This window comes from Streptomyces sp. LHD-70, assembly GCF_031157275.1.
Lineage (GTDB): Bacteria > Actinomycetota > Actinomycetes > Streptomycetales > Streptomycetaceae > Streptomyces.
In genome coordinates this window covers 13,381-38,327 of the sequence record NZ_JAVIFW010000036.1, presented here as the reverse complement: position 1 = coordinate 38,327, position 24,947 = coordinate 13,381, and the positions used below count along the sequence as shown (strand labels likewise).

General features: G+C 70.2%; 22 protein-coding genes and 1 pseudogene. 10 read left to right on the top strand and 13 right to left on the bottom strand.

Features of this window, described 5'->3' with window-relative positions:
• Nucleotides 1–63: 63 nt before the first annotated feature.
• Nucleotides 64–1,342, top strand: a pseudogene (locus tag RCO28_RS37685) (RNA-guided endonuclease InsQ/TnpB family protein).
• A gap of 207 nt (nucleotides 1,343–1,549) precedes the next feature.
• Here RCO28_RS37685 and msrA read toward each other — a convergent pair.
• Nucleotides 1,550–2,215, bottom strand: coding sequence for a peptide-methionine (S)-S-oxide reductase MsrA (msrA, locus tag RCO28_RS37680; RefSeq protein ID WP_308945902.1), 666 nt, complete (start codon nucleotides 2,213–2,215; stop codon nucleotides 1,550–1,552).
• Nucleotides 2,216–2,272: 57 nt separating this feature from the next.
• Nucleotides 2,273–3,400, bottom strand: coding sequence for a hypothetical protein (locus RCO28_RS37675; RefSeq protein ID WP_308945899.1), 1,128 nt, complete (start codon nucleotides 3,398–3,400; stop codon nucleotides 2,273–2,275).
• A gap of 72 nt (nucleotides 3,401–3,472) precedes the next feature.
• Here RCO28_RS37675 and RCO28_RS37670 point away from each other — a divergent pair, with 72 nt between their 5' ends.
• Nucleotides 3,473–4,654: a cystathionine gamma-synthase gene (locus tag RCO28_RS37670; protein WP_308945898.1), complete on the top strand. Its 1,182-nt coding sequence runs from the start codon at nucleotides 3,473–3,475 to the stop codon at nucleotides 4,652–4,654.
• An 84-nt stretch (nucleotides 4,655–4,738) separates the two neighbouring features.
• On the opposite strand, the gene RCO28_RS37665 is transcribed toward RCO28_RS37670, so the two are convergent.
• The 3 genes from RCO28_RS37665 to RCO28_RS37655 form a co-directional block, all read right to left on the bottom strand.
• On the bottom strand, nucleotides 4,739–5,032 hold the full coding sequence (locus tag RCO28_RS37665; RefSeq protein ID WP_308945896.1) for a hypothetical protein: 294 nt from the start codon (nucleotides 5,030–5,032) through the stop codon (nucleotides 4,739–4,741).
• Nucleotides 5,029–5,514: a sigma factor-like helix-turn-helix DNA-binding protein gene (locus RCO28_RS37660; RefSeq protein WP_308945895.1), complete on the bottom strand. Its 486-nt coding sequence runs from the start codon at nucleotides 5,512–5,514 to the stop codon at nucleotides 5,029–5,031. Before RCO28_RS37660 ends, RCO28_RS37665 begins: the two co-directional genes overlap by 4 nt.
• Before the next feature lie 102 nt (nucleotides 5,515–5,616).
• Nucleotides 5,617–6,120: a MarR family winged helix-turn-helix transcriptional regulator gene (locus tag RCO28_RS37655; RefSeq protein ID WP_282535499.1), complete on the bottom strand. Its 504-nt coding sequence runs from the start codon at nucleotides 6,118–6,120 to the stop codon at nucleotides 5,617–5,619.
• Nucleotides 6,121–6,254: 134 nt separating this feature from the next.
• Here RCO28_RS37655 and ilvA point away from each other — a divergent pair, with 134 nt between their 5' ends.
• The 3 genes from ilvA (at nucleotide 6,255) to RCO28_RS37640 (ending at nucleotide 9,544) form a co-directional block, all read left to right on the top strand.
• On the top strand, nucleotides 6,255–7,484 hold the full coding sequence (gene ilvA / locus RCO28_RS37650) for a threonine ammonia-lyase (RefSeq protein ID WP_308945894.1): 1,230 nt from the start codon (nucleotides 6,255–6,257) through the stop codon (nucleotides 7,482–7,484).
• Between the two features lie 210 nt (nucleotides 7,485–7,694).
• A complete protein-coding gene (locus tag RCO28_RS37645; protein ID WP_308945893.1) occupies nucleotides 7,695–8,684 on the top strand; it encodes an ATP-binding cassette domain-containing protein in 990 nt (329 codons plus the stop codon).
• Entirely contained in the window at nucleotides 8,681–9,544 is an 864-nt protein-coding gene (locus RCO28_RS37640) for an ABC transporter permease (protein WP_308945892.1), read from the top strand. The genes RCO28_RS37645 and RCO28_RS37640 overlap by 4 nt, the downstream gene beginning before the upstream one ends.
• A gap of 93 nt (nucleotides 9,545–9,637) precedes the next feature.
• Here the strand turns inward: RCO28_RS37640 and RCO28_RS37635 are convergent, their stop codons facing one another.
• A complete protein-coding gene (locus tag RCO28_RS37635) occupies nucleotides 9,638–9,901 on the bottom strand; it encodes a hypothetical protein (protein WP_308945891.1) in 264 nt (87 codons plus the stop codon).
• Nucleotides 9,894–10,775, bottom strand: a complete 882-nt coding sequence (mca, locus tag RCO28_RS37630) for a mycothiol conjugate amidase Mca (RefSeq protein ID WP_308945890.1) — start codon at nucleotides 10,773–10,775, stop codon at nucleotides 9,894–9,896. Before mca ends, RCO28_RS37635 begins: the two co-directional genes overlap by 8 nt.
• Before the next feature lie 143 nt (nucleotides 10,776–10,918).
• Here mca and RCO28_RS37625 point away from each other — a divergent pair, with 143 nt between their 5' ends.
• Nucleotides 10,919–11,323: a DUF4307 domain-containing protein gene (locus tag RCO28_RS37625; RefSeq protein ID WP_308945889.1), complete on the top strand. Its 405-nt coding sequence runs from the start codon at nucleotides 10,919–10,921 to the stop codon at nucleotides 11,321–11,323.
• A gap of 174 nt (nucleotides 11,324–11,497) precedes the next feature.
• Nucleotides 11,498–11,995: a transcription elongation factor GreA gene (gene greA, locus RCO28_RS37620; protein WP_308945888.1), complete on the top strand. Its 498-nt coding sequence runs from the start codon at nucleotides 11,498–11,500 to the stop codon at nucleotides 11,993–11,995.
• Nucleotides 11,996–12,055: 60 nt separating this feature from the next.
• Here greA and RCO28_RS37615 read toward each other — a convergent pair whose 3' ends face one another.
• From RCO28_RS37615 to RCO28_RS37590, 6 genes are all read right to left on the bottom strand, one after another.
• Entirely contained in the window at nucleotides 12,056–15,304 is a 3,249-nt protein-coding gene (locus RCO28_RS37615) for a tetratricopeptide repeat protein (RefSeq protein WP_308945887.1), read from the bottom strand.
• A gap of 187 nt (nucleotides 15,305–15,491) precedes the next feature.
• The gene (locus RCO28_RS37610) at nucleotides 15,492–17,522 is read right to left on the bottom strand and encodes a thioredoxin domain-containing protein (protein WP_308945886.1); all 2,031 of its coding nucleotides are present in this window, start codon (nucleotides 17,520–17,522) and stop codon (nucleotides 15,492–15,494) included.
• 459 nt (nucleotides 17,523–17,981) lie between these two features.
• Entirely contained in the window at nucleotides 17,982–18,713 is a 732-nt protein-coding gene (locus tag RCO28_RS37605) for a siderophore-interacting protein (RefSeq protein ID WP_308945885.1), read from the bottom strand.
• Nucleotides 18,714–18,728: 15 nt separating this feature from the next.
• Nucleotides 18,729–19,283 (bottom strand): helix-turn-helix domain-containing protein, encoded by a 555-nt coding sequence (locus RCO28_RS37600; protein ID WP_308945884.1) that lies wholly within the window; start codon nucleotides 19,281–19,283, stop codon nucleotides 18,729–18,731.
• An 82-nt stretch (nucleotides 19,284–19,365) separates the two neighbouring features.
• Nucleotides 19,366–19,839, bottom strand: a complete 474-nt coding sequence (locus RCO28_RS37595) for a MaoC family dehydratase (protein ID WP_308945883.1) — start codon at nucleotides 19,837–19,839, stop codon at nucleotides 19,366–19,368.
• Between the two features lie 32 nt (nucleotides 19,840–19,871).
• Nucleotides 19,872–21,350, bottom strand: a complete 1,479-nt coding sequence (locus RCO28_RS37590; protein WP_374991323.1) for a class II 3-deoxy-7-phosphoheptulonate synthase — start codon at nucleotides 21,348–21,350, stop codon at nucleotides 19,872–19,874.
• Between the two features lie 191 nt (nucleotides 21,351–21,541).
• Here RCO28_RS37590 and RCO28_RS37585 point away from each other — a divergent pair, with 191 nt between their 5' ends.
• From RCO28_RS37585 to RCO28_RS37575, 3 genes are read left to right on the top strand one after another with little or no spacing between them, the layout of a single operon-like run.
• Nucleotides 21,542–23,134 carry a 4-hydroxyphenylacetate 3-hydroxylase N-terminal domain-containing protein gene (locus tag RCO28_RS37585; protein ID WP_308945881.1) on the top strand — a complete coding sequence of 531 codons (1,593 nt, stop codon included), beginning with the start codon at nucleotides 21,542–21,544 and terminating at the stop codon, nucleotides 23,132–23,134.
• 26 nt (nucleotides 23,135–23,160) lie between these two features.
• A complete protein-coding gene (locus tag RCO28_RS37580; protein ID WP_308945901.1) occupies nucleotides 23,161–23,685 on the top strand; it encodes a flavin reductase family protein in 525 nt (174 codons plus the stop codon).
• A 41-nt stretch (nucleotides 23,686–23,726) separates the two neighbouring features.
• Nucleotides 23,727–24,932 carry an FAD-dependent monooxygenase gene (locus RCO28_RS37575; protein WP_308945880.1) on the top strand — a complete coding sequence of 402 codons (1,206 nt, stop codon included), beginning with the start codon at nucleotides 23,727–23,729 and terminating at the stop codon, nucleotides 24,930–24,932.
• Nucleotides 24,933–24,947 lie beyond the last annotated feature (15 nt).

Here is a 24,947-nt window from a genome sequence, read left to right as displayed (position 1 = left end):
GTATGTCGGGGTTTGGATCCCATCTCGGTGACACAGGTCAATGCTAGGCGCTAGCCTGACGAGGTGAAACTGGTGGTGCAGGTCAAACTTGAGCCAACACCCAGGCAAGCGGCGGCACTCGAGGCGACGCTGGCCGCCTGCAACGAAGCAGCCTCCTGGGCCAGCCAGGTGGCCTTCGAGAGCGACGAGCAGCGCAATTTCTCCCTGCGCAAGCTCACGTACACCCAGATCCGCGCCCGCTGGAACCTGGGCGCGCAGGCCGCCCAGCACGTCATCAAGAAGACCTGCGGCGCGTACGCGACCCTCAAGGCCAACCTGAAGGCCGGGAACCTGGGCCGACCGGGTTCGAAGCGTCACGCGAAAGCGACGGGGAAGCCGATCACCTTCCGCCCCGACTCCGGACAGCCCTTCGACGACCGGATGCTGTCCTGGCAGATGGACCAGCGCCGCGTCTCGATCTGGACCGTCCACGGACGCGTCAAGAATGTGGGATTCACGGGCGGGGCACAGCAGTTGAACACACTCGCCCTGCACCGCAAGGGCGAGTCCGACCTGCTGCACCGCGACGGCATGTGGCTGCTCCAGGCCACCTGCGAGATCCCAGAACAACCGTTGAACACCGACGTGGACGACTTCCTCGGCATCGACCTGGGCATCGTCAACATCGCCACCACCTCCGACGGACAGATCATGGCCGGACGCGAGATCAACCGCGTCCGGGAACGCGAACGCACCCTGCGCACCAAGCTCCAGAAGAAGAACACCCCCTCCGCCAAACGCCGGCTCAAGAAGCGGCGCCGCAAAGAACAGCGGCGAGTGCGGGACATCAACCACAAGATCGCCAAGCATGTGGTGGCCGAGGCAGAACGCACCGGACGCGGTATCGCCCTGGAGGACCTGGGCGGGATCCGCGAACGGGTACGGCTGAGGAAGCCCCAACGGGCCACCCTGCACTCCTGGGCCTTTGCTCAGTTGGACAGCTTCATCACCTATAAGGCCCGCCGCGCAGGCGTGCCGGTGGTGCACGTCGATCCGGCGTACACCTCCCGCACCTGCAACGAGTGCGGGCACATCGACAAGGCGAACCGGGTCACACAGGCCCGCTTCGTGTGCCGGTCCTGCGGATTCGTTGATCACGCAGACCGATGGGGGCACCTCCCGCTCGAGCGAAGCCGAGAGTGGGGGAGGCTCCCGCAACATCCGCGCCCGTGCGTGTGAGATGTGGCGGCGACGCGGGGCCCCGTCAACGGCCCCTGCCCCACACCCGAGAACCGGGCGCGGGACTGGACGCAAGCGCAGTGCCACAGCCAGTGGCGCCCGCTGTGCAAGCCCCTCGCTTTAGCGAGGGGTAGTTGACCCAGACCTCCCTCGCGTACCGGGAGACCGGTCAGCTGCTCGCCGACCGCGATGCCCGGCGGTTCACCACCCCCGGCCAAGCCCCGCGGCCGGCATCCCGGCGGTGCGGGCGAGCGCCTCGGCGTCCAGGGGCGCGCGTACTCCCGGTCGATCCGGTCACGCACGCGCCGCAACCGCACGAACACCTGCCCGGTCAGCCCTCAGCCGGCGCCACCCCGATCGGGCAGGAGACCCCCGTCCCCCCGATCCCGCAGTAGCCGCCGGGGTTCTTGTCCAGGTACTGCTGGTGATACGCCTCGGCCGGGTAGAACGGGCGGTCCTCCGCCGGGAGGAGCTCCGTCGTGATCGTGCCGTGGCCCGTGGACGTGAGGACCTGCTGGTAGGCCGCCTTCGAGGACTCGGCCGCGGCCGCCTGCTCCGGGGAGTGGGTGTGGATCGCCGAGCGGTACTGCGTGCCCACGTCGTTGCCCTGGCGGAAGCCCTGCGTCGGGTCGTGGCTCTCCCAGAAGAGCTTCAGGAGCTGCTCGTACGAGACGGCCGAGGGATCGAAGACGACGCGGACGCCTTCCGTGTGACCGGTCAGGCCCGAACAGGCCTCTTCGTACGTCGGGTTGGGGGTGAAGCCGCCCTGGTACCCGACGAGGGTGGTCCAGACGCCCGGGGTCTGCCAGAACTTGCGCTCCGCGCCCCAGAAGCAGCCGAGCGCGAAGTCCGCCACCTCCAGGTGCTCCGGGTACGGGCCGAGCAGCGGGTTGCCCAGGACCGTATGGCGCTCGGGGACCGCGAAGGCCCGCTCCGGGCGGCCTACCAGGGCCTCCTCGCGGGTCGGCAGGACGGGCGTACGTCCGAACAGCATCAGGTCCTCCAAGGGCAGGGGCGTGCCTGTAGTGAACGTCCGGCGGCCGGGCAGAATTCCTCAGTGCGGGAGCGTCGCCGGGCTGCCGCCGTTCGCCTCGTAACCGGCGACCGCGAGCGCGCGGAACACCGCGTACTCGGCGGCCGGGTCCGGGGACAGCGTCCACGGCAGGGCGCCCACATGGCCGTCGACCGCGATCAGTTGGTGCATCGCCTCGGCCCAGCGCTCGGAGCGCACCAGGAAGTACACGAGCAGGTGGCGCACCGGCGCCAGCATTGGGTCGCCGGGCCGCACCGACTGCGTCGAGTGCTCCGCGAACTGGGCGCCCCCGACGGCCTTGCGGACCACCTCGCTCTCCCAGAAGCTCCGGACCAGGTTGACCTCCGGAAGGTGCTCGAACACCGCGAAGAGCGGGAGCGCCGACAGCAGCGACCCCTGAGGGGCTCGCGCCGCCGCGGCCTCCGCGAACTCGTACGCCTCCTCGCGCGAGCCGTGCCACTTCTCGCTGAACCAGGGGAGCGCGGCGAGGTGCGCGCCCATGTGCCGCGGGGCGCGGTCCAGGATCTTCAGCCAGAGCTGGTCGAACTCCTCGCGGGAGTACCCGAGTCCACGGGCCACGGCCAGCTCCGTGAGGTACGGGACCGGGTCGCCGGGGGAGAGCAGAGCGGCCTCCGCGCACGCGGCCTTGGCCTCTTCGAGGATGATTCTGTACTCGTCGGTGCCGGGCATCGCCGTACGGAAGGCCTGCTGCACCAGGAACTCCGCGTGCACCACCGCACCGCCCGCGTCCTTCGGCGACTCGGCCCGCCAGACGCGCAGCCACTGACCGCCCGGGGTCCCGCTCACGCCGCCCGGTTTCTCCGCCAGCTCCAGGGAGGCGGCGCCCGCGAAGGCTTGCACGCGCTGCCAGCGCACCTCGCCGTCCTTCTCGGTGCCGGCGAGGAGCTGCGCGGCGTACTTCCAGTCCTGGGTGCGCTGGACGACGTCCAGGACGTCGAGAAGGTCCTGGTCCGGGCCGGGCATGCGGATGTCGAGCTCCTCCTGGAGCGCGAAGCCGTAGTTCGCCGGGTCGGCCGCGTCCGGCGCGCCCGGCGCCGCCAGCCGGATGCCGCCGCGCCTGCGGAACAGGAACGGCCCGAGCGCCGCACCGAGCATGAGAAGGCCCAACAGAACCCAGAGAATGTCCATACGTACAAGCGAACCAGACGCCACTGACAAACGACGAACCTGTCCCTGATCCGGGGACTACGCTCGGGCCGCATGACCGACTCGCACAGCAGTGACAGCAACGGGCCCGCCGACAGCGGCCGGAGCTTCGAGACGCTCGCCATCCACGCGGGCAACACCGCGGACCCCCTGACGGGTGCCGTGGTACCGCCGATCTACCAGGTGTCGACGTACAAGCAGGACGGCGTCGGCGGCCTGCGCGGCGGCTATGAGTACAGCCGCAGCGCCAATCCGACGCGGACCGCCCTGGAGGAGAACCTCGCGGCCCTGGAGGGCGGCCGGCGCGGGCTCGCCTTCGCCTCGGGCCTCGCCGCGGAGGACTGCCTGCTGCGCACGCTGCTCGTGCCCGGCGACCACGTGGTGATCCCGAACGACGCGTACGGCGGCACGTTCCGCCTGTTCGCGAAGGTCGTCGCGCGCTGGGGCGTGGAGTTCTCCGTCGCCGACACCAGCGACCCGGCGGCGGTCAGGGCGGCCGTCACGGACCGTACGAAGGTGATCTGGGTGGAGACGCCCAGCAACCCGCTGCTCGGCATCAGCGACATCGCGGCCCTCGCCGCGGTGGCCCGCTCGGCCGGTGCGCGGCTCGTCGTCGACAACACCTTCGCGAGCCCGTATCTCCAGCAGCCCCTCGCGCTGGGCGCGGACGTGGTGGTGCACTCCACGACCAAGTACATGGGCGGCCACTCGGACGTCGTCGGTGGCGCGCTGATCGTCGAGGACCCCGATCTGGGCGAGGAGTTGGCGTACCACCAGAACGCGATGGGGGCCGTGGCCGGGCCCTTCGACGCGTGGCTGGTGCTGCGCGGCATCAAGACCCTCGCCGTGCGCATGGACCGGCACAGCGAGAACGCGGAGCGGATCGCGGAGATGCTCGGGCAGCACGCGCGCGTGACCCGGGTTCTCTACCCGGGCCTGCCGGACCACCCCGGGCACGACATCGCCGTCAAGCAGATGCGGCACTTCGGCGGCATGGTGTCGTTCCAGGTCGAGGGCGGCGAGAAGGCGGCCGTCGAGGTCTGCGACCGCGCCCAGGTGTTCACCCTCGGTGAGTCGCTCGGCGGCGTGGAGTCGCTGATCGAGCACCCGGGCCGGATGACGCACGCCTCGGCGGCGGGCTCGCCCCTGGAGGTCCCGTCGGACCTGGTGCGCCTCTCGGTGGGCATCGAGAACAGCGCCGACCTGGTGGCGGACCTGCGCCGCGCGCTGGGCTAGCCGTTCGCCAACTCGCTCAAGGGGTACGGGAGTTGCTCCCGTACCCCTTTCCCGTACCCCCTTCCCGTACGCCCTGAGTGGGGGCTACCAGCCGTTCAGCGGGGGCGTCGTCTCCGCCGGTGGCGGGTTCCACGGCTGCTCCACGGACGCCCACACCACGAACACCAGGAACGCCACCGACAGCACCAGCCACAGCAGCCGCCGCGCGCGGGCGCGCCGGCGCCCCCGGCGCGCGCCCCGGCGCATCGCCTCGACGACCAGCTCGGGCGGCACGGCCGGGTGCGGACCGTCGAGGAGGCGCCGCACTTGGTCCTCTCTGCGCTCGGGTCGCTCGGGTCGCTCCGGTCGCTCGGGTCGCCTGGGTCGCTCGGGGCTCATGACGGTGCCGCCGTCATCGTGGCGGTCGCGTCACCGCGCGTACGGGGAGGGCTCGTCAGGGCGGCCACGGAGCGGTGGCAGATCGCGCGGACGCGCTCCACGGGAAGTCCGAGCAGGGCCGCGGTCTGCTCCTCGGCCACGCCCTCGCCGAGCCGCAACACCACGACCAGCCGTTCCTGCGGGCCGAGTGCGCCGAGCACCCCGCCCCGGCCGCGGTGCGCGCGCCAGGCGGACCGGGCGAAGCGGGCGGCCAGCTCCTGCCGCGCGCGGTCGTACGGGTCCTCGCCGCGCAGCCGGTCCCAGGAGGCGTACGTCTGCGTGAGGGCGTCGGTGAGCAGGCTCCGGGCGCGGGGGTTGGCGTCGGGGGGTTCGGCGGTGAGCAGCGTGGCGGCATGCAGCAGTCGGCCGGCCGCACCCGCGACGAAGGCCTCGAACTCCCGGGCGTGAAGGGGGTGTTGCTGCCGTTCCTGCCGATGACGCACCGTGCGCCTCCCGAGCCGTGTTCCTCCATATAGACGCGGGCGCCGTCGGGAGGTCAAGGGGCGGGAGCTGTTCAGCCGCTCCGGTGTTCGAGGAGAGCGCCCCTACTCCGTACCCGACCCGTGCCGTGCCGAAAGGGCCGCGTTGAAGCGCGTGAGGAGCGTGCAGAACTCCTCGCGCTCCCGGGGTGCCCAGTCCTCGGTCAGCTGCGCCATCAGCTCGCGCCGCGAGGCCCGCACCTCGTCGAGCCTGGACTGGCCGCGCGGCGACAGCTGGAGCACCACCGCGCGCCCGTCGTCCGGGTGCGAGGTCCGCTTGACCAGGCCCGACTCGACGAGCGGCGCGACCTGCCGGGTGACCGTCGACGAGTCGATGCCCATGCTCGCGGCGAGCGCCTTGACGCCCATCGGACCCTCACTGTCGAGGCGGTTGAGCAGCAGGTACGCGGCGCGGTCCATGGAGTTGCGGACCTGGCCGACCCCGCCGAGCCGGGTCTGCTCCGCGCGGCGCGCGAAGACCGCCACCTCGTGCTGGAGGTGGTCGAGGAGACCGGGAAGCTCCGAGGTGTCGCTCTGCGGATCGGTCGTCATGTCCGAAGGTGTGGGCATGGCCGGGGGCTCACTTCGTGCGTGGTCGGTGGGTTGGGGGACAGGGTACGCGGCGATCGGCCCGGCCGTACCTGCGCTGCGCGAACCGGCTCCCCTGGCGGGCGCGGACCCGTCCCGGTGCGAGACTTGAAGCCATGAAGTACAGCACGGCTGGCTCCTGGCCGACGGTGACCCTGGACGACGTGCGCGGCGCGCAGAAGATGCTCGCGGGGATCGCGCGGGTGACCGCCATGGAGGGCAGCAGGCACCTGTCGCAGCTGGTCGGCGCCCCGGTCCACTTCAAGTGCGAGAACCTGCAGCGCACCGGCTCGTTCAAACTGCGCGGCGCCTACGTGCGGATCGCCGGCCTGATCGCGGAGGAGCGGGCGGCCGGGGTGGTCGCGGCGAGCGCCGGAAACCACGCGCAGGGCGTCGCGCTCGCCTCGTCGCTGCTCGGGGTGCGGTCCACGGTGTTCATGCCGAAGGGCGCCCCGCTGCCGAAGGTCGCCGCGACCCGGGAGTACGGCGCGGAGGTGCGGCTGCAGGGCACAGTCGTCGACGAGACCCTCGCGGCGGCGGAGGACTACGCGCGCGAGACCGGTGCCGTGTTCATCCACCCCTTCGACCACCGGGACGTGATCGCGGGTCAGGGGACGGTGGGCCTGGAGATCCTGGAGCAGTGCCCGGAGGTCCGCACGATCGTGGTGGGCATCGGCGGTGGCGGTCTCGCGGCGGGTATCGCGGTGGCGGTCAAGGCGCTGCGCCCGGACGTGAAGGTGATCGGCGTGCAGGCGGCGGGCGCCGCGGCCTACCCGCCCTCGCTCGCGGCCGGGCACCCGGTGGCGATCGACCACCCGGCGACGATGGCCGACGGCATCAAGGTGGGCCGCCCGGGAGACGTGCCGTTCAAAATCGTTGGCGATCTCGTGGACGAAGTCCGTACGGTCTCCGAGGACGCGCTCTCCAGCGCGCTGCTGCTCTGCCTGGAGCGGGCCAAGCTGGTCGTGGAGCCGGCCGGGGCGAGCCCGGTCGCGGCGCTGCTTGCGGAGCCGGAGTCGGTGGAGGGGCCGGTTGTCGCGGTGCTGTCCGGCGGCAATGTGGACCCGCTCCTGATGCAGCGCATCCTGCGGCACGGCATGGCGGCGGCGGGCCGGTACCTGTCGCTGCGGCTGCGCCTGACCGACCGGCCGGGCGCCCTGGCGACGCTGCTGGGCGTGCTGACGGTGGTGGACGCCAACGTCCTGGACGTCGGTCACGTACGGACCGATCCGCGCCTCGGCCTCACGGAGGCGGAGGTCGAGCTGCACCTGGAGACGAAGGGGCCTGAGCACTGCACCGAGGTGGCAGAAGCCCTGCGCGAGGCGGGCTACACGGTCATGCTGTGAGGTCCCGTACGGGCGCGACGGACGCGGGGGGAAGCGGGGGAAGCGGTCGCGATATAGATCGCGTATCCAACGGGCGCCTGGAGCAAGCCACTTGAGAAGACGCGATACATCGCGTTATCGTGGAGCTCTGACCATTCCGCTCTCGGGCGGAATCAAACCGACATACCTAAAATTCGCCTAGGAAATCACCCAGACACGGGGAGAACCCACATGCCAGGCGCCATCTACGCCGAAGGGCTGGTCAAGCACTTCGGTGACGTCAAGGCTCTGGACGGCGTCGACCTCGACGTCCCCGAAGGAACCGTGCTCGGCCTCCTCGGGCCGAACGGCGCGGGCAAGACCACCGCGGTCCGCTGCCTCACCACCCTGCTCACGCCGGACGCGGGCAAGGCGGTCGTCGCCGGGATAGACGTCCTCAAGCACCCCAACGAAGTGCGCCGTTCCATCGGCCTCTCCGGCCAGTTCGCGGCCGTCGACGAGTACCTCACGGGCCGCGAGAACCTCCAGATGGTCGGCCAGCTCTACCAGATGAGCGCCAAGGCCGCGAAGCAGCGGGCCGGTGAGCTCCTGGAGCAGTTCAACCTCGCCGACGCCGCCGACCGCCCCTCCAAGACGTACTCCGGAGGCATGCGCCGCCGCCTCGACCTGGCGGCCGCCCTGGTCGTCAGGCCGCCGGTGATGTTCATGGACGAGCCCACCACCGGCCTCGACCCGCGCAACCGCCAGGCCCTGTGGGAGGTCATCAAGGACCTCGTCGGCGGCGGCACGACCCTGCTCCTCACCACGCAGTATCTGGAGGAGGCCGACAACCTGGCGCATGACATCTGCGTCATCGACCACGGCCGGGTCATCGCCCGCGGCACCTCCGACCAGCTCAAGGCGCAGACCGGCGGCGAGCGCGTCGAGGTCGTCGTGCACGAGCCCGGCCACATCGCCACCGCCGAGGAGGTGCTGCGCGGCTTCGCCAAGGGCGGCGGCACCACCACCGTCGAGGAGCACACCCGCAAGCTGACCGTCCCCGTCACCGGCGGCGCCAAGCTGCTCGCCGAGGTGATCCGCGAACTGGACGCGCGCGGCATCGAGATCGACGACATCGGCCTGCGCCGCCCCACCCTGGACGACGTGTTCATCTCGCTCACCGGCCACGCGGCCGAGGTGGAGGACACCGCGGGCGACGCCGAGAAGGAGGGCACCAAGTGAGCGCCGCAACCGACACGGCCAAGCCGCTGGTCCCCGTCGCGGGCGGCGGCATCGCCGGTTCCGTACGGGACTCGCTCGTCGTCGCCAAACGCAATCTGATCCGGATGATGCGGATCCCGGAGATGGTCATCTTCGGCCTGATCCAGCCGATCATGTTCGTGGTGCTGTTCACGTACGTCTTCGGCGGGTCCATCAGCGTCGGCGGCTCCACCGACCCGCAGCTCTACCGCGAGTTCCTGATGGCCGGCATCTTCGCCCAGACCGTCACGTTCGCCACCGCGGGCGCCGGCGCGGGCATCGCCGACGACATGCACAAGGGCCTGATCGACCGCTTCCGCTCGCTGCCCATGGCCCGCGGCGCCGTCCTCACCGGGCGCACCCTCGCCGACCTCGTGCAGACCGCGCTCACCCTCGTCGTGCTCGCCGTGGTCGCGCTGCTCGTCGGCTGGCGCACCCACGAGCCCTTCGGCAAGGTCCTCGCCGGCTTCGCCCTGCTGCTCCTGCTCGGGTACGCGTTCTCGTGGATCGGCGCGCTCATCGGGCTCTCGGTGCGCACCCCGGAGGCCGCCACCTCGGGCGGACTGATCTGGCTGTTCCCGCTGACGTTCATCTCGAACGCCTTCGTGCCGGTCCACGGCATGCCCGCGTTCCTGCAGCACGTCGCCGAGTGGAACCCGTTCAGCGCCACCGTCCAGGCGGCCAGGGAACTCTTCGGCAACACCGCCGGACAGCAGATGGAATCGGTGACCGGCGCCTGGCCGATGGAGCATCCGGTGCTCGCCTCGGTCATCTGGTCGGTGCTGATCATCGTGTTCTTCCGGACCCTCGCGGTCCGCAAGTACCGCTCGGCGACGGCCTGAGCGAAGGACAGGCGGCCTGAGCGCACGACACACCCGCCTGAGCGCACGACAACAGGCCCCGGTGCTTTCCGCACCGGGGCCTTCGTCGTACGCCTACTGCTTCTTGCCGCCCTCGGCCTCGGCCCCCGCCGTGGCCTCCGCGGAGGCGCCCTCCGGGGCCGGGGCCTCCTCGAAGTTCACGCGGCCCATGTGCCGGTTCATCGACTTCATCAGCATCCACACGCCCACGGCGAGAGCCGCGAACACGATGAAGCCGAGAACACCGGGGGTGACCTTGTCCTCGTCGATCTCCTTGGCCAGCGGGACGAGGTGCGTCATGGCCAGATTGGCTGCTGCGCTTGCGCTCATGTCAGGCATTGTCCCGGATGCCCGCGAAGAGGTCGTCCTCGGGGAGGGAAGTATCGACGAGCGACTTCGCCAGCTCGTACTCCTCCGTCGGCCAGACCTCCTTCTGGAGCTCCATCGGAACGCGGAACCAGCCGCCCTCGGGGTCGATCTGCGTGGCGTGCGCGATCAGCGCCTTGTCCCGGATCTCGAAGAAGTCCGCGCACGGAACGTGGGTGGTCAGCGTGCGCTCCACCCGCTCGAACTCGTCCCAGCGCTTCAGCCAGTCCCCGTACGGCGACTCCAGACCGCGGGCGAGCAGCGCCTCGTGCAGCGCTTCCGTGCGCGGGCGGTTGAAGCCCTGGTTGTAGTACAGCTTCTTTGGCTCGTACACCGGGCCGAACTCGCTCTCCGGGAACTTCTCCGCGTCCGCCGCACCCTCGAACGCCACCATCGAGATCTTGTGGGTCATGATGTGGTCGGGGTGCGGATAGCCGCCGTTCTCGTCGTACGTGGTGATCACCTGCGGGCGGAACGCGCGGATCTGCTTGACCAGCTCTCCGGCCGCCTTGTCCACGTCCTCGAGCGCGAAGCAGCCCTCCGGCAGCGGCGGCAGCGGGTCGCCCTCGGGCAGCCCCGAGTCGACGAAGCCCAGCCACCACTGCTTGACGCCGAGGATCTCGCGCGCCTCGTCCATCTCCTTGCGGCGGACCTCGTGGATGTTCTCCTCGATGAACTGGTCACCCTGGAGCTTCGGGTTGAGGATGGAGCCCCGCTCACCGCCCGTGCAGGTCACCACGAGCACGTCCACCCCCTCGGACACATACTTGGCCATGGTGGCCGCGCCCTTGCTCGACTCGTCGTCGGGGTGCGCGTGAACCGCCATCAGTCGCAGCTGCTCAGTCAAGACTCGATCCTCATGTGTATGGCGCCCTCGGTCAGGGGGCGGCCCTCGGTCTTCGGGTGCTTCGGGGGGCTTCTATAGTGACCGAAACAGGGGCCCGATAATTCCCGGACCCCCGACCCGACGCCGTTTTGAGAGGTCGATCCATGAGCGCGGTCCGCGAACAGCTCCCCGAGGGCCGGTACGGCCGCTCCGCGGACGCCCGCGCCGACCGCAAGCTGAAGATCGTCGGCTCGGTGCTCGGAGTGCTGCTGCTCGGCGTCGTCGGCTGGATCGGCTACGACTACGTCTCCGGCAAGAGCGCCTTCAGCGGCGAGCTCATCAAGTTCAAGGTGGCCTCCGCGCAGGCCGTCGACGTCCACCTGGAGATCCGCAAGGGCGCCGACGTCTCCGGGACGTGCACGCTGCGCGCCCTCGCCGAGTCCGGCGCCGAGGTCGGCCGCAAGGACATCGCCTTCGAGCAGCGCGAGGAGCTCGTCAACGAGGTCGTCACGCTGCGTACGACCGAGCGCGCCACCGCGGCCGAGCTGGTCTCCTGCGACGCACGCTGAGCGCGGGCGAACCTGCTCTGACCTGCTGCGACAGGTTCCCGACGGTTTCCGAGCGGATAACGTCCTCCCCCTTTTGCGCCTGAATTGTTAGGCTCGTGGTTTCGCCCACCCGTGAGGGAACATCCTTCTGGGTAGGGCGATGCTTTGTATTCCCAGTACCGACGAGGAGCACCTGTGACCCAGACCAGCGACAACGTCACCTGGCTGACCCAGGAGGCGTACAACCAGCTCAAGGCCGAGCTGGAGTATCTGTCTGGTCCCGCGCGCACCGAGATCGCCGCCAAGATCGCGGAGGCCCGCGAGGAGGGCGACCTGCGGGAGAACGGCGGGTATCACGCAGCCAAGGAAGAGCAGGGCAAGCAGGAGCTCCGCGTGCGCCAGCTCACGCAGATGCTCGAGAACGCCAAGGTCGGCGAGGCCCCGGCCGACGACGGCGTCGTGGAGCCCGGCATGGTCGTGACGATCGCCTTCGACGGCGACGAGGACGACACCCTCACCTTCCTGCTCGCCTCGCGGGAGTACGCGTCGGAGGGCACCACGACGTACTCGCCGCAGTCGCCGCTCGGGCAGGGCGTGAGCGGGAAGAAGATCGGCGAGGAAGCGGAGTACGAGCTTCCGAACGGGAAGATGGCGATGGTGAAGATTCTGGAGGCGAAGCCTTACCAGGGCTGAGCCTGGCGTTTCTGTGCCCCGGCACCGAGGTTCGGCCTCGGGTGCCGGGGCACAGCCCTGTCACGTGACCGTCGGGACGCCCATGATCTCCCTGGCCTGGCGGTTCGGGACCATGCCCAGGCGCCAGGCCTGCCAGCCCGCGTCCAGCTCCACGCCCCGGTCGAGCATGAGGGCGTATGCGGGCAGGTAGCCCTGGAGTGCCGTGTCGCGGGCCGGGTGTCCTGCGCGGGTGAGCTGCGCGAGTTCCTCCGCCGCCACCGCCGTGCCGATCTCCGAGCCGCCCGGGGACGCGTACGGCAGGAGCGTGCAGCGCAGGAAGCGGGCCCAGTCCTCGCCGCGGCGGTCGCCGTACGAGCCGAAGAGCGTCACCGCCTCGTCGCACAGGGCCAGAGCCTGCGGGGAGCGGGCGTTGCCGGCGTCCACGACGGCCAGCTCCAGGCAGGTCCAGGCCTCCCCGTGGGCGACGCCGATGCGCTGGAAGTCGGCGCGGGCGTCGACCAGGAGCTGGCGGGCGAAGCCGGAGTTGCGCAGCGAACCCGTCTGGGCGGCGCGCTGGTCGCGGGTGACGCGGGCCGAGTGGTGGCGGGCGCAGGCGAGGCCGTACACGTCGCGCATCCGGGAGAACATCGTGCGGGCGCGCTCCAGTTCACGGACCGCCTCGGTGAGGTCGCCGGTCTCCTCCAGGGCCTGGCCCAGGTAGTACAGCGACCAGGCCTCGCCGCGCGCGTCCTCGTTGTCCCGGTGCCGGGCGACCGCCCCGCGCAGCGCCTCCACCGCGGCCGTCGGGTCGCCGTCGACCAGGCGGGCGCGGGCCTGCTGGGTCAGCGCCCAGGCCTCGCCGCGCGGGTCGCGCGTGCGTCCGTACAGGTCGAGAGCGGTGTTCAACTCCTCCTCCGCGCGCGGCACATCGCCGAGCCGCAGGCGGACCTGGCCGAGCTGGAAGTGGGCCCAGGCCTGGCCGTGCACGGACTCGCTCTCGCGGTGCAGGTCGAGGGCGGTGGTGAGCAGGTCGAGGGCCTCCGCGATGTGCGCCCGGTCGCGCTCGACGGCGGCGAGGGCGTGCAGGTTCCAGGCGCGGTCGCCCGCGAGGTGCTCGGCGGACTGCAGGCCGAGCGCCTCGCGCAGCTTCGCCGCCGCCTCGGTGAGCTGGCCCTGGTGGTGCAGGGTGATGCCGAGCGAGCCCAGGGCGCGGGCGGCGCCGGCCTCGTGGTGGGCCTCGAAGTACAGGTCGACCACCGAGGACAGCGTCGTACGGGCCTTGTCGAGCTCGCCGAGCTGGCGGGCCGCGATGCCCGTGCGCCACTGCACGGAGCGGCCGAGCAGGCCCTGGCCGACCGCCTGGCTCAGCTCGCTGATCTCGCCCAGGCGGTAGAGGTCGCCGCGCAGCAGGCAGTAGTCGCAGAGCGCGCCGAGGAGGTTCAGGACCGCCTGCTCGTCGACGCCCTCCGCGTGCCGCAGGGCCGCCGTGATGAAGCTCGACTCGTCGTCCAGCCAGCGCAGCGCCGCGTCCAGGGACGTGAAGCCGTGCGGGCCGACCGCGCTCGCGTGGAAGGACGTGTCGGCGCGCGTCGACGTCTTGCCGTCGACCAGGCGGATCACCGAGTCGGCCAGCTCGGCGTAGTTGGCGATCAGCCGCTCCTGGGCGGCGTTGCGTTCGGCCGCCTCCTCCTCGTCGAGCAGCCGGGCGTGGGCGAAGGAGCGGACCACGTCGTGCAGGCGGTAGCGGCTGCCGCGCACATGGTCGACGAGCCCCGCGCGGGCGAGGGCCGTCAACTCCCGCTCCGCCTCCCGCTCGTCGGTGTCCAGGAGGGCACCCGCCGCGGCTGCACCGAGCGAGGCCCGGCCCGCCAGCGCGAGCCGTCGCAGCAGCCGCCGTGCCGGGTCGGCCAGGTCCGTGTAACGCAGCAGAAGCGCACGCTCGACCGGGCCGTCCGCTCCGTCCGCGGCTCGATCCGCGGTGAGATCCGCGGCGAGGTTCGCAGAGAGATCCGCGGCGAGCTCGCGGGCGGTCCGCGGGCCGAGCGCGGAGCCCGCGATGCGCAGCGCGAGCGGCAGGCCGCCGCACAACTCCCTGATCTCTTCGGCCGCTTGGGCGTCGTACGGGCCCGACGCGTCCTCGGCCGCCTCGCGCAGCAGATCCTCGGCACCCGCCGCGTCCAGGGCCTCGAGGGGCAGCTGGTGCACCCAGGCCGGCAGGTCGTCCGGCAGGTCCAGTGGAGCGCGGGAGGTGACCAGGACCAGGCTGTCGGAACGGTCCGGGACCAGGGTGCGGACCTGCTCGGCGTCGCTCGCGTCGTCCAGGATCACCGTGACCGGCAGGCCCGTCAGATGCTGGTGGTACAGCTCGGTGAGGCGCTTCAACTGCTGGTCCTGCGAGGACCGTTCGCGGAAGAGCAGCTGCTCGCGCGGGGCGCCGAGGCGGTTCAGGAGGTGCAGGAGCGCGTCCCGGGTCGTACGGGGCTGCTCGGTCGTGCTGTTGCCGCGCAGGTCCACCAGGCAGGCGCCGCGGAACTGGTCGCGCAGGGCGTGCGCCGCGTGGATCGCGAGCGTCGAGCGGCCCGATCCGGGCGCGCCGTGCAGCACCACCACGGTCGGCCTGGTCTCGGTGGAGGCGCGGGCGGCGTGCACCCACTGCCCGATCCGCGCGAGATCTGGCCGTCGGCCCGCGAACGGCCCGTCAGGCTCGGGGAGTTGGGCGAACGACCGCTCCAGCACGCTCCGCCGCCGCGCGGCCGCGCTCTTGTCGGTACGTCGCAGGGGGACCGGCTTCTTCGTGCCCGTACCGGTGTTCGCGGCGACGACGCGCTGCTGGTCCAAGTACGGGCGGATGCCGCGCACTTCGAGCGCGGTCAGCCACTGCAGGCGCAGCTGCTCGGGCCCGCCGGGCTGGGCGAGGGCGCCCGCGCGGCGGTGGGCGGCGGGCGCGTGCGCCGCGGTGACCTTGCCGACGGTGGCCGCCGCGCCCGCGACCGCGACGACGGCGCCCGCGCCGAGCGCCGTGCCCGCGTCGGTGCCGAACGCCAGGTCCGCTACGGCCGCCGCGACCGCGGCAACCGCCGTGACCAGCGCGGGCGTTGCGCCTTCCCGGCCGAGGCGCTGCCCGAACGACTGCCGTCCGGCCTCGGCCTCGTCGAGTGCGCGTACGTACGTGGCGTACTCCTCCGCCGCGGATTCGGCCAGGGTGTCCAGGGCGCCGCGCGCTCGGCTCAGGAGTACGTTGCCTTCCGTGCGGCCGCCGGAGCGCCGGACTTCTTCCTCGACCGCCCTCGCCAGCAATGTCTCGGCCTCGCCCCGATGGCTCTCCCGCATGCCGGGTCCCCCTCTGCTTCGTCATCGGCGTACGCGTTGATTTTTCCCCTACCCGCCCCTTCCCGAAAGCCTGCGGCGCTTCGGGGCTCCGCCCCGGACCCCGCTCCTCAATCGCCGGAGGGGCTCAAAAATTGAGCCCCTCCGGCGATTGAGGAGATTCGGGAAGGGGCGGGTAGGGGAAAAGTACCTACGCCCGCCCCAACCGCTCCCGCAGCGCCTCCACCTCCGTGACCGGCGCATCGCAGGTGAAGTTGCGGCACACGTACGCCGCTGCCCGGCCCCCGACCAGCGGGCGGTCGGCCAGAAGCGGCAGCTCCCCGGAGTCGGGCTCGCCCGCCGACACCACCGCGCCCGGCGCCGGAGCCAGCAGTGCCGCGCGGTGCAGAGCCGCCCGCTGCGGGTCGTCCGCGGGGCCCACCACCGCCACCTCGCGCGGCCCGTCGAGCAGCGCCTCGGCGACCGCCAAGCCGTGCCCGATGAACCGCGGGGCGCGCGGGCCGAGTGCCGTGACCACGCCCAACGCCCGCTCGGCGGCGGTGCGATGGGGCTCGGAGCCGGTCTGCGCCGCGTACGAGAGCAGGGCTCCGGCGGCCGCGGTCCAGCCGGACGGGGTGGCGTTGTCCGTCGGGTCCTGCGGGCGCCGGATCAGCGCCTCCGCGTCGTGGGCGGTGTCGTACAGCGCGCCGTTCTCGCCCACGAACCCGATCAGCACGTGGTCGAGCAGGAACCCGGCGAACTCCAGCCACACGCCCTCGCCGGTGACGGACGCGAGCGCGAGGAAGCCCTCGGCGACGTCGGCGTAGTCCTCCAGGACCCCGGCGTGCGTACCGGCCCTGCCGTCCATGGAGGTGCGGACCAGGCGCGCGTCCGGGCCCATGTGGAGCCGTACGAGCAGGTCCCCGGCAGCGATCGCGGCCTGCACCAGGTCGGGCCGGTCGAAGTACGCACCGGTCTCGGCGAGTGCCGCGATCGTGAGGCCGTTCCAGGCGGCCACCACCTTGTCGTCGCGGCCGGGGCGCGGCCGCTCCTCGCGGGCGGCGAGCAGCCGGGCGCGGATCGAGGCGAGCCGGTCCGAGTCCAACAGGCCGTCGTCCTGCGGGAGTTGGAGCACCGAGGCGCCCTCCTCGAAGGTGCCCTCCTCGGTCACGCCGTAGTGCGCGATGGCCAGTTCGGCGTCGGACTCGCCGAGCACCTCGCGCAGCTGCGCGGGCGTCCACACGTAGTACGCGCCCTCGACGTGCCGGCCGGACGCCCCGTCCTCGCTGTCGGCGTCCAGGGCGGAGGCGAACCCGCCTTCGTTCGTACGGAGTTCACGCACCAGGAAGTCCGCGGTCTCCAGGGCCACGCGCTGGGCCAGCTCACTGCCGGTGGCCCGCCACAGGTGCGCGTACGCGCGGCACAGCAGGGCGTTGTCGTACAGCATCTTCTCGAAGTGCGGCACGACCCATTTGCGGTCCACGGAGTAGCGGGCGAAGCCGCCGCCCAGCTGGTCGTAGATCCCGCCGCGGGCCATCCGCTCGCAACAGTCGGCGGCCATCTGCAGGGCGCCGTCGGAGCCGGTGCGGGCGTGGTGGCGGAGCAGGAACTCGATCACCATCGCGGCCGGGAACTTCGGTGCGCCGCCGAATCCGCCGTACGTCGCGTCGTACTCCCGGGTGAGCCCGAGCAGCGCCTGGCCCAGCTGCTCCTCGCCGGGCAACGCCGTGTCCCCGTATGGGAGTTCACGGCCCGCGAGGTCCCGCACGATCTTGCCCGCGACCTCGGTGACCTCCTCGCGGCGGCCCGTCCAGGCCTCGCTGACGCCTTGCAGGAGCTGCCGGAAGGAGGGCATGCCGTGGCGGGGCTCGGGCGGGAAGTACGTGCCGAAGTAGAAGGGTTCGGCGTCCGGGGTGAGGAAGACGGTCATGGGCCAGCCGCCCTGGCCGGTCGCGGCCTGCACGGCCTCCATGTAGACGGCGTCGACGTCGGGCCGCTCCTCGCGGTCGACCTTGACGCTGACGAAGTGCTCGTTGAGGTACGCGGCGGTCGCCTCGTCCTCGAACGACTCGTGCGCCATGACGTGGCACCAATGACACGCCGAGTAGCCGACTGACAGCAGAACGGGCACATCGCGCCGCCGTGCTTCCTCGAAAGCCTCCTGCGTCCAGGGCCACCAGTCAACCGGGTTGTCCGCGTGCTGAAGCAGATACGGCGAGGTCACACCAGCCAACCGATTCATGTGATCCAGCCTCTCACAATGCCCAACTCCGTCGGCGAAGCCCGCACGAGCTCTGCCTCGCTCGGCCGAACTGCACTTGCGCGTCAGCAGTAATCGGGCGCCCCGGCCGAGCAGGACAGCAGGCTGCGCTCAGCAGCGATGGAACTCCTGACGCTCCTCGAAGGAGGGACACCATGACCGCCGGGTGCTACGGGGCGGAGATCTGCGGGAGCGCATGGCGATGGAGGCGGCGGACGAACGGCTGGAACGCGGCAAGCGCTGCTTGATGGAGGACTCCCTCGTTGAGGAGAGCGGCACCAGACCGTCAGCACTGCATGAGCGTACGCACAGCCTGAGTTCGGCGTCGGGGGCGGCGAGCGTGCGAGGTCCCCAGGGGTCGGGATTCGGGCTTGCACCGTTCGCACGGGGGAGCAGGGAGAAGCGCTGCAGGACAGCGTCGCAGCTGCGCCGCCTAGACCGTCAGTCCGAGGCCAGCGGGTCGCGATGGTCCGCCTCGTCCAGTTTCCAGTAGCCCTTTGCGTAGGCGCCGCGGCGGTCCAGGCCGATGACGTCCGTGAAGTGGCGACGGATGTCCCTGACGGCACCGGACTCCCCGGCCACCCACGCCGCGACGTGCTGGTGCGGTACGGGGGCTTCGAGGACGGCGTCCCGAAGTGCCTCTCCCTTCGGCCGGCCGGCGGCTCGATGGACCCAGACGACGTCCAGGTCGGCCGTCCAGGTCACCTCCATCTCGGCCTGGGGCCCGTCCACCTCTAGATAAACGGAGCCGTGCATGCCGGGCGGCAGGCTCTCTGCAATGGTGAAGACGGCGGGCTGCGCGCTCTCGTCGCCCGCCAACAGGTAGAACTCGGCCTGGGGGTCGCGGGAGAATCCCCCCTTGGGGCCGCTGAAGGAGACCTCCTGGCCCGGCGAGGCCACCTCTGCCCACCGGGCCGCCGGCCCTTTGCCGTGCAGCACGACATCGATGTCGATGCGGGGCTCCGGCGAGGGGTGGTTCCGTACGGTGTAGGCGCGGCCGACGGTTTGCCCGTCAAGGGGATCGGTGACGAACAGCTTTACCCACTGGGTGGGCTCGTCGCAGCGGAAGGCCGACATGCCAGGTCCTCCCAGGGTGACGCGCGCCATGTGCGGGGCGATGCGGTGGGCCGACTCCACCGTGGCGGTGTAGCGGGTACGGCGTGTGCGGAACACGTGAGTGGCAGCCTTTCAGCGAGACGGACCCGGGACGAGGCCCCTTTGGCCCGTGGCGAGGAGTGCGGGGGAGCCAGCGCTGCGACGGCCAGGCGCTTGACGAATCCGGGGTCCATTGGCTGGCCCGTCATGAAAGCCCGTCACGTGCTGTTCCAGGGCGGCTGATGCCGACTCGGCTCGAAGTGGTTCTGAGGCTCCGTCCTTCAGGCCTTCTTCGAGGACATCCAAAAGAATGTCCACCTTTGATCGCCACCAGCGGTAGATGGTCTGCTTCGCGGCGTCGGCGCGCTCGGCGATCGCGCTGACCGTCAGGGCGTGGAACCCGTGGTCGACCAGCAGGTCGTCTGTCGCTCTCAGGACTGCGATCCGTACGGCTTCGTTGCGCCGCGGCCCGGTCTTGGGGCGCAGATCCGGGGGTTCTGTCCCTGGCCGCGGCGCGCTGGGCTTCTCGTATATGGCATGCCTCCTGTCGCGTTGTAACCGGCCGGCGAGGCGGCCCCGACGGGGGAGGCGGGGTACACGCCGACCGGCTACGACACAAAGATTAGACGCAACGGTGCGTATAGTCAAAGGAGGAGTGTGCTATCCGCCCCGGGCGGGAGGGGCGCGCGGGGCGGGAAGAGCGGAACCCTGGGCTGTCGGCCCTGCAGGTTCAGGGCTGGGGCATCCCCGGCGCCGCATCGGCGGTGTCTGCGCAGCCGAACAGCAGCCGGGTACGCATCCGGTACACCGGCTCTCCGTTCTGGTTGACGGCCTTCACGGCGAAGCGGACTGTGCCCGTGCTTCGGCGCTTGGGGTGCAGCGAGGCCTCTTCCACCGTCGCCTGCCCGCGTAGTTCGTCACCTGGACGTACAGGGTTGAGGAAACGGACCTCGTCCATTCCGTACGAACCCCGGCATGCGGAGTCCGCGAGCAGAGCGCGCACGAACTGGCCCATCACCACTGCTCCGGTGTGCCAGCCGCTGGCCACGAGGCCGCCGAAGGGGGAGTCGCGGGCCGTTTCAGGGTCCAGGTGGAACGGCATGGGGTCCCAGGTGCGCGCGTAGTTGATGATGTCCTCGGCTGTGAGCCGAGTGCTCCCCAACTCGTAGGTGCTGCCGATGGGAAAGTGCTCGAAGTGCCGCACTGGTCCGTCCTTCGTCCTTGGCGATGAGGTACTCAGGCGAGAGATGCCGCGTAGTTTGCGTCAGGCGGCCCCACGGCGACGGGTTCGGACCGGGGCGGGGTGATGCGCCGCCTCTCGGCGCTGAAGCACTCGGCAACCCGGAAGGCCAGGTCCATGGACTGTCCCCGGTTGAGGCGGGGGTCGCACGCGCTCTCGTACCGCAAGTGCAGCTGATCTGGCAGGACTTCGGTGCTCCCGCCAACGCACTCGGTGACGTCCTCTCCCGTCAATTCCACATGTACACCGCCGGGATGGGTTCCCAGTGACCTGTGCACTTCGAAGAATCCGGTGATCTCGTCGAGAATGTCGTCGAAGCGCCGGGTCTTGTGCCCGCTCAACGCGCTGAAGGTGTTGCCATGCATGGGGTCGCACGCCCACACCACTTCCGCCCCGTTCTCGCGCGCAGCCTTGATCATTTTGGGGAGCTGGTCACGTACGCTGCCCCGCCCCATACGAGTGATGAACGTCAGGCGGCCCGGCGTGCGATGCGGATCCAGCCGGTCGATCAGGGCGTGCACGTCGTCCGTGCCGGCGTCGGGCCCCAGCTTGACGCCGATGGGGTTGCTCACCTGTGCGGCGAAGGCGACGTGAGCTCCATCGAGTTGGCGCGTCCGCTCGCCGATCCAGAGCATGTGACCGGACAGCGCGTAGCGACGCCCCGTGTCGGGATCCGTGCGTACAAGAGCGGACTCGTAGTCGAGCAGTAGGGCCTCGTGGCTGGCGAACACCTCGGTGGTGCACAGTGTCGAGGTGCTCATGCCGCATGCGCGGATGAAACCGAGCGCGGCGTCGATCTCGTCCGCCAGTCGTTCGTAGCGACGGGCTTCGGGGGAGAGTGCCACGAAGTCACGGTTCCACTCGTGCACTCGGTCGAGATCCGTGTGCCCTGAAGCCACCAAGGCCCGCAGCAGGTTGAGCGTGGCGGCGGAGGCGTGGTAGACGCGCTGCAGGCGGGCTGGATCGGGGGTACGGGACTCGACGGTGAAGTCCAGTCCGTTGACGGCGTCACCCCGGTACGACGGCAGAGTTACGCCGTCTCGGGTTTCGGTGGGCTGTGAACGGGGCTTGGCGTACTGGCCGGCGACACGGCCGATCTTGACCACAGGGAGGGCGGCCGCATACGTGAGCACGGCGGCCATCTGAAGCAGGACCTCCAGCTTGTTCCGCACGGATTCCGCGCTCACCGAGTCCAGAGTTTCGGCGCAGTCACCTCCCTGCAGCAGAAGGGCCTTGCCGCGGGCCACCTCACCGAGGCGGCCCAGGAGGGTGTCACACTCCCTCGCGAAAACCAGGGGTGGCGCGGATTCCAGGGCCGAAACGGTCGAGCCCAGCACGTCGGGGTCAGGCCATTCGGGCTGCTGTGCCGCGGGCAGGGCCCGCCACGATTCGGGATGGGAATTCTTCACGGAGTGAACCTCAACGCCTTCTGTTCCGAGGGTCGGGCCCGGTTGGCCGTCGCGGCAGCCTGGCATGGGTCAACTCGACGTGTGCAGTGGGCCATTGCGGCTAGAAGGATGGTCCTAATACCCGCGCACTAGCTCCAGCGGCCGACTGTCGAGGCGGCCCGGCCTCCTGAAGGATTTCGCCAGGGGCAAGGAACGGCACGGGAAGCGCGTCGCCATGCCCCTGCCCAAGCAACCGGCCTCGAAAGGTGATCCCCACCATGAGCAGCACCGCCAACCCGTTCGGGACCGCAACTCGCCCGCAGACCGGCGACGAGTATCTGCAGAGCCTCCGCGACGGCCGGGAAGTGAGGATCTACGGGGAGCGGGTGCAGGACGTCACGGCTCACCCGGCCTACAGGAACAACGCCCGTATGGTGGCCCGGTTGTATGACGCGCTGCACGACCCCGAGCGCAACAGCAAGCTGGTCGTCCCCACCGACACCGGGAACGGGGGATTCACTCATCCATATTTCAAAGCACCTCACTCCTCCGGCGACTTGAGGGCCTCGGCTCGCGCCATCGAAGAGTGGGCGCGAATGACGTACGGCTGGCTCGGCCGCACTCCGGACTTCAAGGCCGCCTTCCTCTCCACCCTGGGGTCCAACAAGGAGCACTACGCCCCGTTCGAGGACAACGCGTCCACCTGGTACCGCAAGGCGCAGGAGAGCGTCTTGTTCATCGGTCACGGGATAGTCAACCCGCCGATCGATCGCAACCGGGGGCTCACCGAGCTCAAGGACGTGATGCTGACGGTGGACCGGGAGACTGACGCCGGCCTCGTCGTCTCGGGCGCCAAGGTGGTGGGAACCGGTGCTGCGCTCACCCAGCACATCTTCATCGGGAGCTACGGTCGCATTCCCGACGGGGCCAAGGAATTCTCCGCATACTTCATCGTGCCGACGAACAGCCCCGGCCTGAAGATAATTTCCCGGCCGTCGTACGAATTCTCCGCTGCCGCCGTCAGTAGCCCTTTTGACCAACCGCTGAGCAGTCGACTCGACGAGAACGACGGAATCCTTGTATTCGACCAGGTGCTTATTCCATGGGAGAACGTATTCTGCTATGACGTGGACAAGGCGAACAACTTCTTTTACGGTTCCGGATTCTTCTACCGTGCCATGTTCCACGCCTGCGTCCGCTTCGCCGTGAAGATGGACTTCATGACTGGCCTGCTCGCCAAGGGACTTGAAACCACGGGCACGTCAGATTTTCGCGGTGTGCAGAGCCGGCTCGGTGAAGTTCTCGCTTACCGCAACATGTTCTGGGCCCTGGTCGACTCCATGGCTGAGAATCCGACCCAGTGGCCCGACGGGACGGTAACCCCCAACGGTGAGTCGGCGATGGCCTTCCGTGTCCTGTCCTCCTCCATCTTCCCCAAGGTGCGCGAGATCTTCCTTCGGGACTTGGGCAGTGCGCTGATTTACAACAACTCGCACGCACGCGACTGGGCGGACCCCGAAGTCCGCCCCTATCTGGATCAGTACGTCCGGGGTCTGGGCGTCGAGGCCATCGACCGGGTCAAGCTGATGAAGCTGGCATGGGATGCCGTCGGCACCGAGTTCGGGGCCCGGTGGGAACTGTACGAGATGAATTACGCCGGCAATCACGAGCAGATCCGCTTCGAAGCGCTCCACGCCCAGCAGGCTTCGGGCAAGTTCGACCAGTACAAGCAGCTCGTGGACCAGTGTCTGTCCGAGTACGACGAGAACGGCTGGAAGGTCCCGGACCTCATCAACCCCGATGACACGACCGTCGTCGGAGGTGGTGCTCCGAGCCCTGCTGCGGTTGCTCCGGGCGAGGCCGCACGGTGACTTCATCCGTCACTCCGACCGAGTTGATGGCACCGCACGGAACCGTCGCAGCTCTCGACAAGGAGCAACTCAGGCACATCCTCGGACAGTTCGTTACCGGCGTGTGCGCGGTGTCGACTCGGTTCGAAGGCCCCGACGGGCCCCGCCACGACGCCATCGCGGTGAACTCGTTCACATCGGTGTCTCTCGCGCCGCCCCTCGTATCGATGTGTCTGCGCGCAGACTCCACGTTCCTGCAACGCGTGCGTACGACCGGACAGTGGGCCGTCTCGATCCTGGGCAACCACGCACGTTCGCTAGTCGGCGTGCTCACGGCCCCTGCCTCGGAACGGCCTCCGGTGGAGCAGGCCGCGGAGTGGTCGGTGGGGCCGCACACCGGGTGCCTTTTCCTGCCCGAAGGCCCTGGAACTCTCGAATGCGATCTGCACTTGGTGCAGACGCTCGGTGACCACGTGCTCGTCGTCGGGCGGGTGCTCGGCGCCGACGCCCGCGACACCGATCCGCTGGTCTTCCACCGGGGTGGCTTCACCGGAGTCGCGCCGCTGCGGTGATCACGCAGAGCCCCGTACAGCGAGCATGGAGAGGAGACGGCATGGCAGGCAGGCGCCCGTACGTGGTGGTCGTGGGAGGAGGCATAGGCGGCCTGGCCGCCGCCATCGGACTGCGGCAGCAGGGCATTGAGGTGGTCGTTCACGAGCAGGCGCGGGAGCTGGCCCACCAAGGCGCCGGCATAGCCGTGGGTGCGAACGGGCACAGGATGTTCCGGGAGCTGGGTGTCGCCGAGCGCCTGAAGGGGGCCGCTGCCGTGCCCGTGCGTGCTGATTTCCGGCACTGGCGCACGGGTCGGCGCATGGTGGCGCACCCACTGGCGGGCGCGTACGAGGAGCGCTTCGAGGCACCCTTCTGGACCGTGGAACGAGCGGCGGTCCAGCAGGCGCTCCTCGCGGAACTGGGCACTGAACATGTGCGTCTGGGAGCCCGCTGCAGCGAGGTGGAGGTGACCGGCCGCGGGACGGTCGTCCGTTTCGAGGACGGCTCCGAAGCCGAGGCCGATGCGGTGATCGGCGCTGATGGCATTCATTCCACCGTGCGCCACAGCGTCTTCGGCCCCGAGGACGCGGTGTTCTCAGGCACCAGTGGGTACCGAGCCCTCATCCCCATGGAACGACTGGGACACATCCCCCAACTCGCTGAACCCGTCCTGTGGTTGTGGCTTGGGCCCGGCAGGCACTTCATTGCCTACCCGGTGGCGGGCGGCACCGCCCTCAACTTCCTGGCAGTGGTTCCCGACCGTGACTGGTTGATCGAGTCGTGGTCCACGGAGGGAGAGACGTCGGATCTGCTGGCCGCCTTCGAAGGCTGGCACCCGTTCGTCACCGAGATCCTGGCTGCCTGCGAGCGACCGGGACGTTGGGCCCTCTACGACAGGGAACCGCAACGGACTTGGAGCCGGGGCCCGGTGACACTGCTGGGTGACGCTGCCCACGCGATGCTGCCGCACCACGGGCAGGGCGCGAACCAGTCACTCGAGGACGCGGTGGTCCTCGCGACCATCCTGGGCAGGGCAGACGTGGACGGCGTCGGGTCGGCCCTGCGTGTGTACGAGCAGGTGCGCCGCCCGCGCACCCGCCTGCTGCAGGCCGGCTCGCGCAAGAACGCCGACTGCTTCCAGTTGCCCGACGGACCTGAAGCACAGGCGCGCAACGCCCGCCTGGAGTCTCTGCCCGACGACCTCGCCTGGATCCATGGACACAACGCCCTGGAGCAGTTGGGGTCGCCGTCCGCCCCAGTTGTCTGACCCGAGACGAAAGGT

Coding starts and splice junctions, on each gene's coding strand:
- RCO28_RS37675 (WP_308945899.1), bottom strand. CDS start 3,400: ATGGACATTCTCTGGGTTCTGTTGGGCCTTCTCATGCTCGGTGCGGCG.
- RCO28_RS37670 (WP_308945898.1), top strand. CDS start 3,473: ATGACCGACTCGCACAGCAGTGACAGCAACGGGCCCGCCGACAGCGGC.
- RCO28_RS37665 (WP_308945896.1), bottom strand. CDS start 5,032: ATGAGCCCCGAGCGACCCAGGCGACCCGAGCGACCGGAGCGACCCGAG.
- RCO28_RS37655 (WP_282535499.1), bottom strand. CDS start 6,120: ATGCCCACACCTTCGGACATGACGACCGATCCGCAGAGCGACACCTCG.
- ilvA (WP_308945894.1), top strand. CDS start 6,255: ATGAAGTACAGCACGGCTGGCTCCTGGCCGACGGTGACCCTGGACGAC.
- RCO28_RS37645 (WP_308945893.1), top strand. CDS start 7,695: ATGCCAGGCGCCATCTACGCCGAAGGGCTGGTCAAGCACTTCGGTGAC.
- RCO28_RS37635 (WP_308945891.1), bottom strand. CDS start 9,901: ATGCCTGACATGAGCGCAAGCGCAGCAGCCAATCTGGCCATGACGCAC.
- RCO28_RS37625 (WP_308945889.1), top strand. CDS start 10,919: ATGAGCGCGGTCCGCGAACAGCTCCCCGAGGGCCGGTACGGCCGCTCC.
- RCO28_RS37615 (WP_308945887.1), bottom strand. CDS start 15,304: ATGCGGGAGAGCCATCGGGGCGAGGCCGAGACATTGCTGGCGAGGGCG.
- RCO28_RS37610 (WP_308945886.1), bottom strand. CDS start 17,522: ATGAATCGGTTGGCTGGTGTGACCTCGCCGTATCTGCTTCAGCACGCG.
- RCO28_RS37590 (WP_374991323.1), bottom strand. CDS start 21,350: ATGCCAGGCTGCCGCGACGGCCAACCGGGCCCGACCCTCGGAACAGAA.
- RCO28_RS37585 (WP_308945881.1), top strand. CDS start 21,542: ATGAGCAGCACCGCCAACCCGTTCGGGACCGCAACTCGCCCGCAGACC.
- RCO28_RS37580 (WP_308945901.1), top strand. CDS start 23,161: ATGGCACCGCACGGAACCGTCGCAGCTCTCGACAAGGAGCAACTCAGG.
- RCO28_RS37575 (WP_308945880.1), top strand. CDS start 23,727: ATGGCAGGCAGGCGCCCGTACGTGGTGGTCGTGGGAGGAGGCATAGGC.